The 14,246-nt window shown below is 41.6% G+C and carries 13 protein-coding genes and 1 tRNA gene; 11 read left to right on the top strand and 3 right to left on the bottom strand.

Features of this window, described 5'->3' with window-relative positions; all coding sequences use genetic code 11:
• Nucleotides 1-120: 120 nt before the first annotated feature.
• Nucleotides 121-1,755 (bottom strand): hypothetical protein, encoded by a 1,635-nt coding sequence (locus tag F8N35_RS07820; RefSeq protein ID WP_293050986.1) that lies wholly within the window; start codon nucleotides 1,753-1,755, stop codon nucleotides 121-123.
• A gap of 598 nt (nucleotides 1,756-2,353) precedes the next feature.
• Here F8N35_RS07820 and F8N35_RS07815 point away from each other — a divergent pair.
• On the top strand, nucleotides 2,354-3,721 hold the full coding sequence (locus tag F8N35_RS07815) for a dipeptidase (protein ID WP_293050984.1): 1,368 nt from the start codon (nucleotides 2,354-2,356) through the stop codon (nucleotides 3,719-3,721).
• A 6-nt stretch (nucleotides 3,722-3,727) separates the two neighbouring features.
• Here F8N35_RS07815 and F8N35_RS07810 read toward each other — a convergent pair whose 3' ends face one another.
• Both F8N35_RS07810 and F8N35_RS07805 read right to left on the bottom strand, forming a co-directional pair.
• Complete coding sequence (locus F8N35_RS07810) at nucleotides 3,728-4,186, bottom strand: hypothetical protein (protein ID WP_293050982.1); 459 nt, start codon at nucleotides 4,184-4,186, stop codon at nucleotides 3,728-3,730.
• 30 nt (nucleotides 4,187-4,216) lie between these two features.
• Complete coding sequence (locus tag F8N35_RS07805) at nucleotides 4,217-5,179, bottom strand: hypothetical protein (protein WP_293050980.1); 963 nt, start codon at nucleotides 5,177-5,179, stop codon at nucleotides 4,217-4,219.
• 208 nt (nucleotides 5,180-5,387) lie between these two features.
• Between F8N35_RS07805 and F8N35_RS07800 the strand changes: the two genes are divergently transcribed.
• From F8N35_RS07800 to F8N35_RS07755, 10 genes are all read left to right on the top strand, one after another.
• A complete protein-coding gene (locus F8N35_RS07800) occupies nucleotides 5,388-6,269 on the top strand; it encodes a homocysteine S-methyltransferase family protein (protein ID WP_293050978.1) in 882 nt (293 codons plus the stop codon).
• Nucleotides 6,270-6,345: 76 nt separating this feature from the next.
• Complete coding sequence (locus F8N35_RS07795) at nucleotides 6,346-7,182, top strand: LytTR family DNA-binding domain-containing protein (RefSeq protein ID WP_293050977.1); 837 nt, start codon at nucleotides 6,346-6,348, stop codon at nucleotides 7,180-7,182.
• 189 nt (nucleotides 7,183-7,371) lie between these two features.
• Nucleotides 7,372-8,499, top strand: a complete 1,128-nt coding sequence (locus F8N35_RS07790; RefSeq protein ID WP_293050975.1) for a nitronate monooxygenase — start codon at nucleotides 7,372-7,374, stop codon at nucleotides 8,497-8,499.
• Between the two features lie 213 nt (nucleotides 8,500-8,712).
• A complete protein-coding gene (hisC, locus tag F8N35_RS07785; RefSeq protein ID WP_293050973.1) occupies nucleotides 8,713-9,750 on the top strand; it encodes a histidinol-phosphate transaminase in 1,038 nt (345 codons plus the stop codon).
• Nucleotides 9,751-9,820: 70 nt separating this feature from the next.
• Nucleotides 9,821-9,907, top strand: a tRNA-Ser gene (locus tag F8N35_RS07780).
• A gap of 302 nt (nucleotides 9,908-10,209) precedes the next feature.
• Nucleotides 10,210-11,448, top strand: coding sequence for a site-specific integrase (locus F8N35_RS07775; RefSeq protein ID WP_293050971.1), 1,239 nt, complete (start codon nucleotides 10,210-10,212; stop codon nucleotides 11,446-11,448).
• Nucleotides 11,448-11,846 (top strand): hypothetical protein, encoded by a 399-nt coding sequence (locus tag F8N35_RS07770; protein WP_293050969.1) that lies wholly within the window; start codon nucleotides 11,448-11,450, stop codon nucleotides 11,844-11,846. The genes F8N35_RS07775 and F8N35_RS07770 overlap by 1 nt, the downstream gene beginning before the upstream one ends.
• Nucleotides 11,847-12,032: 186 nt before the next feature.
• Complete coding sequence (locus F8N35_RS07765) at nucleotides 12,033-12,374, top strand: helix-turn-helix domain-containing protein (protein ID WP_293050968.1); 342 nt, start codon at nucleotides 12,033-12,035, stop codon at nucleotides 12,372-12,374.
• On the top strand, nucleotides 12,371-12,703 hold the full coding sequence (locus F8N35_RS07760; protein ID WP_293050966.1) for a helix-turn-helix domain-containing protein: 333 nt from the start codon (nucleotides 12,371-12,373) through the stop codon (nucleotides 12,701-12,703). The genes F8N35_RS07765 and F8N35_RS07760 overlap by 4 nt, the downstream gene beginning before the upstream one ends.
• A 50-nt stretch (nucleotides 12,704-12,753) precedes the next feature.
• Nucleotides 12,754-14,226, top strand: a complete 1,473-nt coding sequence (locus F8N35_RS07755) for a DUF3945 domain-containing protein (protein ID WP_293050964.1) — start codon at nucleotides 12,754-12,756, stop codon at nucleotides 14,224-14,226.
• The last annotated feature ends 20 nt before the right edge of the window (nucleotides 14,227-14,246 follow it).

Genomic DNA, 14,246 nt, shown 5'->3' with positions numbered 1-14,246 from the left:
AGTATGTGAGAAAAACGGACAGAACAAAGAGGAATATTCCGGTTTTTTTTAGTGCATGCATATATGACGGCTTTATTTTGATGTAATTTTTATTTGAGTTGATACAAGTCAGTACAACAATTAGTTGTCGTTCAGTTTTGCACTTCCTTTGACGTAAGCGCATAGCTTGACTTTGATGAAATCGGTAGAGGTTAGCGTGAGAGGCGTTGTTAGATCTTTCCCTGCAAGCGAATAACTTAGTTTGATGTACTGTGCTTTTTTTAGGTCAGCGGCGGAATATGCCAGACTAAGCTGTTGATCGGTAGTCGTCGATGTTTGATTAGCCTGGCCTGTCGTGTTGTTGATATTCAGAGTTGTGTTGAGAGTCAGGTTTTGTGTAGTCGAGAAAGACTGTTTGTTCGCATCGAGGAGGGTTAATCCGATGACTACCTTAGTGGATGTGAAGTTGTTGGCAATCAGCCAGAGTTTGACGTTTTGCAGGTCATTTTTGTTCAGGAAATCGGTAAATGAATCGCCTAATGATAGAGTGTCAGTCATTTGAACATTTACTCCCGCGTTAAAGGCAAACGGAATATTCACCGAAGGAGAGATAGTGAACGTATCCTTACTCATTATGAATTGATTGGTGATGCCGCCGGTTTGTGATTGTGCACCAAAGGAATAGGCGATGGTATTGATTCCGGGCAAGGTGAAAAGATTGTCGATATTTCCGTTTGCTTTGTTGAATATCAATGAATCGATTGCGCTTTTACCGGGCGAGGATGGCATCTTTGAAAACGACTGGGAAGTGCTCGTCGATCCGCTGAAAGAGGCGTAACGGACATTTGACGGAGAACTGTTGTTGTAGCTCTTTATGTAATCGATATTCAGTTGCATCGGGATACGCGCGTTAGAATAGCAGGTCAGCTTAAATGAAGGATTTTGAAAGGGCAAATAGCTGGTCTGCGAGATAACATCATTCAGAAATCCTAAATCGAATGTGCCGGTTTGAGAGGCAAGGTTATAGGCAAACTGACCGAAAGCATACTTAAAGCTGATATTCTTTAGGGCCGCAGAGCTGTTCAGGGATGGAGATGCCGGAACATAAATATTGCCGGAAGTTGCGTGTGTTGCTATTGAAAGCGATATTTTTGAGGATTGCGGTTTAATCCAGCAATTGGTGAGCGGAATGGTGCAAACCGAACCATTTCTTACGTTTGTAAAAGTAATTGGCGATAGGCTTGGAAAGCAAGCCGCCGTAGGTGTAACGGTCAGTTGTAACTGATTGGTTGCGAAGTTGATATTCGTGTTTAGAGTGAAGCTTAAGGTAGCATTGCTTATGTAAATGCTGTCAAGCCGTGTAATGTTGGTAGATGCTAGTGAACGCAGGTCAATCTCTGCAACCTGGGATGGACTTAGCGAGTTGAAAGTAGCCGCGGAAATGGTTGTCCCGGCTTTAGACGATAAAGTGGCCGGGGTCGTGGTGTTGATTGAAACGTCGGAAGGCGAAATGTTCAGATTGAAACTATAGCTTGTGCTTGGCTTGTAGTTCACTGTTAAGACGTTATTGCTGTTCACCGTCATGTTCTCAATGTTGAGCTTGTCGATGAAGTCTTTCAGCGTAATAGTCGACTGTGCTAACGGAAATACCACTGCTCCATTCATCGAGATGGTGTCGTCAACATCTTTTAAATTGATGTCGTTGACGCAGGAAGAAAATAAGGTGATCGAAGCGATAACTGCTAACAGATACCCGAATTTTGTTTTGGCGATCATAATATAAGTCTATGGTTTATTAATGTTCTTTGTTTGATCAAATATGTTTGAAAAAGGCATGAAGCTCCCGATCAATTGATAGGAGAAAAATCGACGGCGTCATTTGTTCTTGGCGCCATCACCGAAAAATTGTGAGATTTTTTTCTTTAGATCAATGAGGATGACTGATCGTATTCGTCTACCAGATTTGTTGAGCCTTATTATTCAGAAATGAAATAACAGGCTTCTTTACAAAGCTTTTTTGATATTTTTCTCTTAGGAGACATTGGGGGTTGCCATCCAGAGTAAAAACTGACCGGATAAGTGTCAGTGGCGAGGTGTAATTTTATCTTTTTGATTTATAAAATTACGGATGCAAAGATAATGATTTAGTTGTTTTTTGCAACTATTCCGAATGGTGTTTTTAAGTTAAAGTGTTAATTTTTTGTTGTTCGGTGTTGTTTGCAATAAGTGAATAGGATGTTCTCTTTTTGAAAGTGAATATCATTCCTGTTGTTGATTTGCTTATCTTTGCCTGAAGGTTTCAATCTTGAGGCCGTATTTTTATGTCGGTGTAATTGATTGTAATTGAATATTAACTGAAAATATAACTAATAGTATGGAATTGATAGAATATCTTTCTCAGAATCAACAGCGAATTTTTGACGAACTTTTTTCGATGATTGCAATCCCGTCTGTGAGTGCTAAAAGTGAACATAAACCGGATATGCTGAAGTGTGCAGAACGCTGGAAAGAATTGTTGCAGCAACTGGGAATGGATCGTGTAGAAGTGATGCCCACGGAAGGAAATCCGGTCGTTTTTGCTGAAAAGAGGGTGGGCGAGGCACTGCCGACCGTATTGATTTACGGACATTATGACGTAATGCCCGTGGAACCGTTGGAGCTGTGGAATACCAGCCCCTTTGAAGCGGAGATTAAAGACGGAAGAATATGGGCGCGCGGTGCAGATGATGATAAAGGTCAGTCGTTTATGCATGCCAAAGCGGTGGAATTTTTGCTTTCGGAAAATAAACTTCCCTGCAATGTTAAGTTCATTCTGGAGGGCGAAGAAGAGATCGGTTCCGGTAGTCTCGAAGCGTTTTGCCAGGCCAATAAAGAGTTGCTGAAAGCAGATGTGATTCTGGTGTCTGACACCAGTATGCTGGGTGCTGACATGCCAAGTATTACCACCGGGCTGCGCGGTTTGGCCTACTGGCAGGTAGAAGTAACAGGCCCGTGCCGTGATTTGCACTCAGGGATTTTCGGGGGCGCGGTGGCCAATCCGATTAACGAATTATGCAAACTGATTGCTTCCATGACCGATGATCAGGGACGTATTACCGTGCCGGGTTTTTATGATGACGTGGAAGAGGTGTCGGCTGATGAAAGAGCTGCAATGGCGCAAATTCCTTTTGACGAGGAGGCTTATAAGCGATCGTTGAACATTAAAGAGGTTCAGGGAGAAAAGGGGTATTCAACTCTCGAACGCACCGGTATTCGTCCGACATTTGATGTGTGCGGAATCTGGGGCGGGTATACCGGCGAAGGTGCCAAAACGGTGTTGCCCTCAAAAGCATACGCCAAACTTTCTTGTCGTTTGGTGCCGCATCAGGATCACGTGCAGATAGGATTGCTGGTGAAAAAGCATCTGGAAAGCATGGCTCCGAAGTCAATTGCTATAGAGGTGACCCCGATTCATGGCGGTGATAGCTATGTTTGTCCTGTGGATATGCCATGGTATAAAGCCGCAGAAGCCGGTTATACAAAAGCATTCGGTAAAAAGCCTCTTCCGGTGCGTCGTGGTGGAAGTATTCCTGTAATTGCCACTTTTGAAAAGGTGCTGGGCATTAAAACCGTACTGATGGGATTCGGTTTGGAGTCGAATGCAATTCACTCGCCGAACGAAAATTTTCCTGTCGATCTTTATTTCAAAGGAATAACCGCTATCGTTGAATTCTACAACCAGATTGGGACCGTGGTTAAATAAAGCAGGTTATTGTTCTTCTTTGTTTTTAGTCAACAGGTTGTCAGAATAGTATGCGATGGCATCCGTTACCTGTTTTAGGTTTTTGACAGTGCTCATTGACAGATCAATGAGCACTGTTTCGTGTGGAGGCTGACACTGAAGCGTCAGTACAGCGCTCTTGGATATGTTGTCAAAAGAGTAGCCGTTTATTTGTGACCAGGGAATCATTCCTTGTCTGGAAGTAAGGATGCCGTTGCGGTCTATCCGTAAAAGCGTCTTAATGTGAAATGCCTTATAGACCATTACTAAACCCACAAAAGCGATAAGTCCTCCTATCAGGGTTACCACAGAGATGATACGGGGAGTAAATGAAAGCAAAAAAACAGCAACAACAAGCGCACCGCACCCCAAAATCATGAATTTTGTACGGGATTCTTGTACTTCAAAAAAATTGTCTGTAATTTCGGGTTGAAAGTTTTGATTCATGTCGTGTCTGTTTTGAACAGCAAAATTACATCATTTTTTCTCAGGAATAGTCAGCTGATTTTGTCGTTTCTTTTTTTCACGTTTCGTCATTTCGGCAATAATTGCAGTCTCGTTTACAACTGTAGTGTATTTTTTGCCATTGGTCAAGCGAGTAATTCCTTCTCCGGTCATGAAAAATGGATTGATATATTCATAATAGCATTGCATATTTTGTAGCGTTCTGTTTTCTTCGAATTTAGGTCTTTCTCCTGATAAATGAAAGATCGAAAAGCGGAGTTGATAATTTTTCTGCGCATCATAATAGCCCAATACTCCAAGTGGGGTTTGTGGATACACAGTATCTCCTTCCTTCACAAAGTTGCCGTTTTTAGCAAAGCCGGTATAGTCAGCCAGTGTTCCGTCTGCGTGTTCTACTAAAATGGTATTTGCATTGCTATGATATTGGGTTGTAAGAGAGTCCGCATCCTTGCTAACATCTACTTTGATTACAATTCCTTTACGTGCAGCACAAACAGTATCCGCTTTGTTAGATAAAAACATAAAGGATTTCCAGTTCTTCGGCGGTACTTTATTCATGTACTGTTTCCACAGATACGACATCTCATTAGGTTTCACTTCACGACCCTGTTTGAAAGGCAACGTATATGTAAACATACTATCGGCTTTGCTGATGGTTGTTCCCATTAAGTAAGAAAATTGATACGAGAAACGAATAGGATGATTGCTGTCAATTGGTTTCAGGGTAAACAAAGTGCCGGTATTGCCATCAATTGCATCGCTAAAGTGAGGGTCAAAAGCATTTTCCAGTTGAGTGAATTTGACGTAAATCATGTAAGTGCCGGGTATTCGTTTTTCATATGAAACAATAAAGTTCTTGTCGGTCGCGTTGTATTTACATGTGATGTTAATGTCTTTGATTTGAGCGGTTAATGTAGTTTGATGAACGAGGCCAAAGAAACCACATATGAAAAGAAATTTGTAAAATAGATTCATGATGGTGTGTTAGATTATTGATAGTTAGTACTAAGTGTTTTCTGTTTTTCAAATATGATGATATTTATTTAAAACAACAAAATACTGCATGGAATATTAACATAATATGTGTATTTGATTTGCGAAAAATATCAGGAGACAAAATTGATGTTTTTCTGTGAAGTAAATATCGTATTTTTGCACACGCTTTAAAACGACAGCATCAATCATGAAACAATCTTTATCTCAACTTGTAGCCGAAGGCAAGACGTTGATATCCGACGGCGCTTGGGGAACTTTTTTGCAGGCAAAGGGTCTGAACCCGGGCGAATGTCCCGAACAATGGAATGTTGATCGTCCGGACGATGTGCTCGATATTGCTGTAAGCTATATTGCCGCAGGTGCCGATATGATAGAAACCAACAGCTTCGGGGGCAATCGTTTCAAACTGCAAAATTACGGTTTGGAAGGAAACGTGACGGAGATTAACCGTAAGGCTGCCGAAATTTCGCGCAAAGCGGCGGGCGCAGACAAATATGTGTTGGGTTCTGTTGGTCCTACCGGAAAGATGCTGATGATGGGTGATGTCACCGAAGAAGAATTATACGAAGCCTTCAAAGAACAATCGGTGGCGTTGTATGAAGGTGGTGCTGATGCCATTGTGATTGAAACGATGACAGCGATTGACGAGGCCACGATTGCCGTAAAAGCTGCACGTGAAAATACACCCTGCGAAGTGATTTGTACCATGACATTTGATAAAACCGTTACCGACGAATACCGTACCATGATGGGCGTTTCGCCGACCGAAATGGTTGATGCACTGAAAGAAGCAGGTGCTCATATCATTGGAGCCAACTGTAGCAACGGTATTGAGGGAATGGTAAAAATTACAGAAGAGATTCGCTCGGTAGATAAGAATATTCCGGTGCTGATTCATGCCAATGCCGGGATGCCGGTTTTCAAAGATGGGTGCACCTCGTTTCCTGAAACGCCGGACATGATGGCATCCGTTGCTCCCGGCCTTGCCGCTGCCGGAGCTAATATTATAGGCGGATGTTGCGGTACAACACCCGAACATATCCGTAAACTGGTTCAGGTTCTTTGCTAAACCGGATTTTGCTTCCGTTTAGCGTGTTGTCTTAATATATTGATTTATAACAGTGTCATTACGATACAACCATTACATGCAGAATATTTTCAAAAAACCATATCCGTTCAACGATGATTTGAGCTACAACAGCAAGATTGTCTTTTTTATCAGCATTGTTATTCTTGGCTTCTTGTGGCTTTTTCAACCGTTTAACATTAGCTTGTTGCCGGCTAAGCCGAAGTTGTATCTGATTGCCGGCTTGTCGATTGTGACATTTCTGTCGTTGAGCTTTCACTTGTTGTTGTTGCCTTCATTCTTCCCGAAATTTTTCGCATCGTCTAAATGGAATATCGGGAAAGAGGTGTTGTGGGATGTGTGGATCTTGTTTACCATTCTGGCCTCTTATTTTATACTCAACAATATGCTGGGTGTCCTCAAGATAGGTTTCGATTTGGTTGTGAAGCTTGTATTGGTGGCTGTTATTCCAATTACGCTTGTTATTGTGTTGAATCATAATAAGATGCTGCGTGCGCACCTGAAAGTGGCCGACGAGTTGAGTAAAAAGCTGAAAGACCATAAGTCCATTCAGGACAAGATTGTCTATTTTAATTCCGATTATCAAAAAGATAGTCTGGCCGTGAAGGTAAGCTTGCTGTTGTTTATCCGTTCGGCAAACAATTATGTTGAGGTTTTTTGGAAAGAGGGCGAAAATATCAAAAACCAGATGGTGCGGTGTAGTTTGGTTTATGCCGAAAATCTTCTGAAAGAATACAAGTTTATTGTGAAATGCCACCGTTCATATTTGGTCAACATCAATTTTATTGACCGCATAGAAGGAAGTTCTCAGGGCTACAAACTCTTTATAGAAAATATATCTTATCCGATTCCGGTTTCCAAACCATCGGTAGCAAAACTGCAGGAGTTGATTTGACTCCTTTTTGACCGCTTCAGTGCCCGAGTAAATCATTTCGGGCATTTTTTTTGTCTCCAAATTTCGTCCCTAAAGCAACGAAATTCGTCCCTAAAGCGATTTTTTACCCCTAATAACCATTCGATCGACCCTATTTTTTCAGAGTGATTTTATCTGCCGCTACTTTTGTGCGAAATTTCAAAATCAGTTATGAAACCATTGAGAATAGGGGATATTGAGGCACGTTTGCCAATTATACAAGGTGGAATGGGAGTTGCCATTTCGATGTCAGGATTAGCGTCTGCTGTTGCTAATGCAGGTGGAATAGGAGTAATCTCGGCTGCGGCCATTGGAATGACCGAGCCAGACTACATGCGTAACTACCGTGCAGCAAACAAAAGAGCGTTACAGCGAGAAATCAGAAAAGCCCGCAGTCTTACCGACGGCCTAATCGGAGTCAATATTATGATGGCGCTTACCGATCACGAAGCGTTGATTCAGGTTGCTGTTGAAGAAAAGGTGGATCTTGTAATTATGGGTGCCGGATTGCCTTTGCGTATTCCTGGAATGCTCGCAGAAGCCGGCCTTACCGACTTTCATACCAAGCTTGCCGTAAAAGTATCATCGGGTAAAGCAGCCAAACTTATTTTCCAGTACTGGGCCAATAAATACAATCGTATCCCGGATGCTGTAGTGGTTGAAGGTCCGTTGGCCGGAGGTCATCTTGGATTCAAAGCCGACGAAGTAGTGGGCGATGTGGTTCCTTTGCGTCAGCTGATTGAAGATACCGTTGCAGAAGTGAAAGTTTTTGAAGAAAAATTTGGTAAAGAGGTTCCTGTTATTGCTGCCGGAGGAGTTTATACCGGCAAAGATATGTACGAAATCATGCAGTCGGGAGCAAAGGGAGTAAAATTCGGAACACGCTTTGTTACTACACACGAATGTGATGCGGCGTTGGCATTTAAAGAAACTTATCTTGCCTGTAAAGAAGAAGACATAACCATTATCAAAAGTCCAGTGGGACTGCCGGGAAGGGTTATCCGTAACGAATTTGTAGGCGAAATTCTGAAAGGAAATACCAAGCCGTTCAAGTGTGTGTGGAATTGCCTGAGTTCATGCGATTACAAGAAAGCTCCTTATTGCATCGCGCTTGCCTTGTACAATGCGTCGCAGGGCAGGATGCACGAAGGTTTTGCTTTTTCGGGATCTAACGGTTACCGTGCTACAAAAATCTCGTACGTACAGGAAGTGGTCGATGAAATAGTAGGCGAATTCAATGCTGAAGTCTCGAAAAGAGGCGTGTCCACAAAAGAGCTGGTTGTTGAAGCTGTAGCTTAAATAGATAACAGACTCATAAACACATAGAAGCCTTGCATTTTTGCAGGGCTTTTTTCATCTCGGGAAACTGTTTGTAATTGGGAGTTTATCCATCAGAAGGGTTGATGCATGATAGACTGTACTTCGGACTCTATTTTCCACTATATTTCGTAACTTTGCATTCGGATAGTCTTTGTGCTATTCAATTGAATATTAACACAGATAATTATTGCCGTGTCAGAAATTACTTCATTAGTTCGTCAGAACATTTTGTCGCTTAAGCCTTATTCCTGTGCCCGCGACGAGTTCAAAGGAGAAGCCGAAGCTTATCTCGATGCAAACGAAAACCCATTGAATTATCCGTATAATCGTTATCCGGATCCATTGCAATGGACAGTAAAAGAACGTATTGCTGCGATAAAAGGTGTCCATCCGGGGCAGGTGTTTCTGGGTAATGGTAGCGATGAGGCGATCGACCTTGTGTTTCGTGTTTTCTGTGAACCGCGACAGGATAACGTGGTAGCCATCGATCCTACTTACGGCATGTATCAGGTGAGCGCTGATATCAATGATGTGGAATACCGTAAAGTTCGTCTCAATGCCGATTATTCCCTCGATGCACAACGTGTGATCGACGCTGCGGATGAAAATACCAAAGCGATTTTTCTTTGTTCACCGAATAATCCTACAGCCAACCTGCTTAACCGTAAGGAAATGCTGAAAATTGTGCATGGTTTCAAAGGAATTACGGTAATTGACGAAGCTTATATCGATTTTTCTTCAGAACCGAGCTGGTTGGGCGAATTGCAGAAATACCCTCGACTGATTGTATTACAGACTTTCTCTAAAGCCTGGGGACTGGCCGGAGTTCGTTTGGGAATGGCCTTTGCGTCCGAAGAGATCATTGATCTTTATAATAAGGTGAAATATCCCTATAACATCAACATGCTAACGCAACGCTTAGTAATGGATGAACTTGAACAGGCCGATCGCAAGGCAGAATGGGTGTCATTGCTGCTGAAAGAACGGAAGCGTTTGATTGATAGCCTGAGCAAAATGGAGCTGGTGCAGGAAGTCTTTCCGACCGACGCCAACTTTGTGTTGGTAAAGGTAGCCGATGCCAATGCTGTCTATCGTTATCTGGTAACGAAAAGCATTATTGTGCGTAACCGGAATACTGTTACCTTGTGTGAGGGATGTCTTCGTATCACTGTTGGTGTAGAGACAGAAAATGATTTACTGCTCAAAGCACTTGAGGAATATAATGGCTGATATATTTTGCGTAAAAATATCTTGGACAAAAAATAAAAAAGTGTACCTTTGCATTGCTTAATTGGCAAAGGGAAAGCTGCCAGAGTGGTCGAATGGGCCGCACTCGAAATGCGGTGTACGGGTAACTGTACCGGGGGTTCGAATCCCTCGCTTTCCGCAAGATACCAAAGTCATTTGGCAGTCAAGTTGAGATAAACTCCATAAAATCAATGTTTTATGGAGTTTTTTTTATTGTCTACACCAGACATCTAAATTCCATTAAATAGCCAAAAAACGACAGCAATTCGTTACTAAATCGTTACTAAAAAATGGAGGTGTAGTTTTAGTAACGATTTTTGAGGTAAGTCTCTGATATGTCGTCAATTGTTCTTTAAGTGTCTGCTCATAAACTGAGTGTTAACCGTTCCTTTACAATGTTAAATCGTTACTGTAATTGTAAGGAACATAAACGAAAGTATTATGAGTAAAAGTACGTTTAAGATTCTTTTTTATGTAAGGAAGAATCAGGTAAACAAAGATGGCAAAGTTAACATCATGATCCGAGTATCGGTTAATGGTGAGGTGTCTCAATTCAGTTCCAAATTAGATATTGAGCTGAAATTTTGGGATGTGAAACTCTGCAAAGCGACAGGAAATAGCATGCAGGCGCGTAGATTAAATAATTTATTAGAAGACATTCGCACGTCTTTGAAAAATCACTATCGAGAGATCGAAGTCCATGAAGCGTATGTAACAGCAGAGAAGATACGTAATGCCTTTTTGGGCTATGATGTTAAGCTGCATACTCTGTTAGAGCTTTTTCAAAGCCATAACGAGGATGCCAGAAAACTTATTGGAATAAGTAAAACAGAAGCCACACTTGCCAAATACGACCGAACATGCCGCCGTTTGGAAGAATTTATGAGTGCTAAGTATAAGATTTCAGATATTGCACTCAAAGAAATAAATCACAAATTCATTACGGATTTTGAAGCTTACTTGCATGGTGTGAGTAAGTGTAGTGACAATACACCTGCAAAGTTTATACAAATATTTCGAATGATTATTATTGTCGCTAAAAACAATGGTTTGATCTTTAAAGACCCATTTGCAAATTATAAAATACGGTTCAAACGTGTAGATAGAGGTTACTTGACGGATCAAGAGATGCAGATAATTGTAGAGAAAAAATTTGTATCTAAAAGATTGGAACAAGTACGTGATATTTTTATTTTCTCGTGTTTCACCGGGTTGGCATATATTGATGTTAAACACTTAACAACCAATAATATTTGTATGTCTTTTGATGGTAAACCATGGATAATGACACACAGGCAAAAAACAGATACTCCAGTAAATGTTCCCTTATTGAATATTCCTTTATCCATTTTGAAGAAATATGAAGGTAAGCTCCCTGACGGTCAATTGCTTCCTGTGCTAAGCAATCAAAAACTTAATTCATATTTGAAAGAGATAGGTGACTTGTGTGGAATAAATAAAAATATAACCTTTCACATTGCTCGGCATACTTTTGCAACAACTACAACTTTATCGAAGGGAGTACCTATAGAGACAGTGTCTAAAATGTTAGGACATACCAATATTCAGACAACACAAATTTATGCTCGTATAACCAATGAGAAAATTAGTCAGGACATGCAGTTGCTGTCAGGGAAATTGAATGATATTGAACAAGTAATATTAAAGAAACTGAGTTGATGAAAAGAGGCTCTATATTCTTTGAAAATTTCCATTCTGACGATTACCAAATAAGTATTGAACTGTCAGATGACGGAACTATTTGGATGACAATGCGAGAGATTGCTGCATTGTTTAATGTGGCGCAGTCTTCTTTAGAGGCAAGTTTGAAAACCCTTTTCAAATCAGATAAATTGGTAGAGGAACGTGTGAAAAGAGTAAGAGTCTATAGATTGAGTAACGATACACAGTATTTTGTTGATTATTATAATCTGGAAGTGATTATTGCTTTAAGTTTCCGGATCGAGAGCTATCCATGTACTCTTTTCAGGCAATGGATTGCACAACAGATATGCGCTTCTCTCTCAGAAAGTCACCCAATTCTTGGCCGATTAGGAACTACAGCCATGATGAACTAACTCACACTTGAGACTCCATTTATAGAAAGCCGGAAGACTCGTACTGTATTTACAGGAGGATCTACCGGCTTTTTTGTATTCCCACTATTCCCATCCCAAAACAAAAATCTTCCACAGGTAGGTAACCACCTGTGAAATCACCATCCACATAGTTTCCATTTTTGCACACAATTAAACAGCAACAAAATGGAAATCATCACCTTCGATCATCAGGTATTCCGCGATTTGTCGAATAAGATCGACAAGATTGCGGATTACGTCTTCAAAAAAGAAACCTCTCCATTACAAGAGCGGGAAGTATGGCTCACCAGTGAGGAACTGGCCGATCTGCTCAAAATAAGTACCCGCACCCTTCAGCGGATGCGTAAAGACAGAACCATCGCCTATAGCATGATCCGCAATAAATGCCTGTACCGGTTATCCGATGTGGAGCAAAGTATTCGGGAAAGAATTGTTTCCTGCAACCCACAGACATTGGATGAGTTTCGCAAGAATTACTTACTGACACGTAAAAATGCTTCCCTATGAGTTTATTGGATACCAAGACATTTGAGGCATGGATGACTCAAGTCATGGAACGTTTTGACCGAAACGAAAAAATGTTGGCAGCCTTATCTGCAAAAGAGGTGAAACCTGCTAAATATTTAGATGGGGAACGCCTTCTGGACAATCAGGATTTATGCCAACTACTGCAAACCAGTAAGCGATCCCTTCAACGTTACAGGAGTTCCGGAGCATTAACCTACCACATGCTATGGCATAAAGTCTACTACAAGGAATCAGATGTACAGTTATTTCTCAAAACGTATTCCAAAGAGTTCAGGAAAGGCGAACTCGTTTTGCAAAACAACAGCTAACCAGCTGAAAAATATTCTCATGAATTTATCAATCAAAAAAAATTACAACTATGGAACAGGACAAAAAAGAAAAGGATGTTCTCATTGTCAAGGATGAGAGAACCGGAGAAGTAGGTGTTGCTGCCGGAATGAATAAAGATGGCTCACCGCAGATAACAAATGGGAAAAAGAGTAACGTACAGGATTTCCTGCATTTTGACCGGGGTGGCAATATGCTGGACAATTTTATGCTCAATTTTCTCCGACAGTATAAAGATCCTAAACATTTCGGATTTTATCGTGTGGCGGCAGAAGGAGCAGAAAATGTGTTGACGGTGATGAAAGAGTTACTGAAAGATCCGGAAGCAAACAAGGAACTGCTTGACCAGCATCGTGTCGATACGGCAAAATATGAGCAGCAGCTCAAAGAAAAGAATCCGGAAGCAAATGCACAAGGCCAAGACGATAAACCAACAGGACAAAATAACCGACCCTACCAACCCATTGATGAAAACCGTATCAACTGGCAACAATTGGAAGAAAGATGGGGCGTAAACCGACAGGCTTTGGAAGAATCGGGTGATCTTAAAAAGATGCTGAATTACGGTAAATCGGGATTGGTCACCGTATCTCCGAAATTTGGAGAAGAACGCTTTGAGACCGAAGCTCGCCTCGCTTTCAGAACATTGCCTGATGGCGGAGTTCAATTGATACCTCACCTGATCCGAAAAGAACCCCAGTTGGATAAAACTTTTGAGGGATATACTTTCTCAACCGACGACAAAGAGAACCTGATGAAAACAGGCAATATGGGTCATGTTGCCCAATTGACAAATAAAAACACGGGCGAAACTACGCCTGTTTATATCAGCATTGACCGTTTGACCAATAACATCGTAGCCATTCCGGTGTATAAAGTCCGTATTCCCGACAAAATTGGCGATACACTGCTAACCGATCAGGAAAAACGAGAGCTTCGGGCCGGACATCCGGTTCGGGATAAAGAAATTGTATTGGCAAACGGGAAAATGTTTATAGCCACGCTGCAAGTCAATGTCGAACAAAGAGGAATTGAATTTGTGCCCCGTCATTCCCAACTAAAGCAGGAAACCACTCCAAAACAATCAGCAAGTTATTTTCAATGGATGGATCCTAATGGCAATATCCGGGCACCCAAAACCTTCGGCGGCGTAGCCCTGACACCTGAACAACAATCCGATTATACTGCCGGGAAAACCATTCTGGTAAAAGATATGGTACGTGATAAACAAGGAGAACCATTTACCGCCTATATCAAATTCAACCGGGAAGAAGGCCGCCCGAAATATTATCCTTCCAATCCGGATATTTCCAAGGCAAAACAGATCACTCCAGCATCTGAAAGCCGAACACAGGTAGCTGTTAACTCTGAGGGGAAAACCAATGAAGCAACCAAACATATCGGTGAACCACTCCAACAGGGACAAGCGGCTCCCATTAATCCACAACAGCAGCAACGTCAGGCTCGGGGAACACAAAACAAGCCCAAAGGTGTTGGCATCTGATCCTTCAATTCAACCACTAA

It is taken from the genome of Paludibacter sp. (assembly GCF_009712605.1).
GTDB lineage: Bacteria > Bacteroidota > Bacteroidia > Bacteroidales > Paludibacteraceae > Microbacter.
The sequence above is the reverse complement of the archived record's forward strand: the minus strand, read 5'-3'. Positions and strand labels throughout refer to the sequence as shown.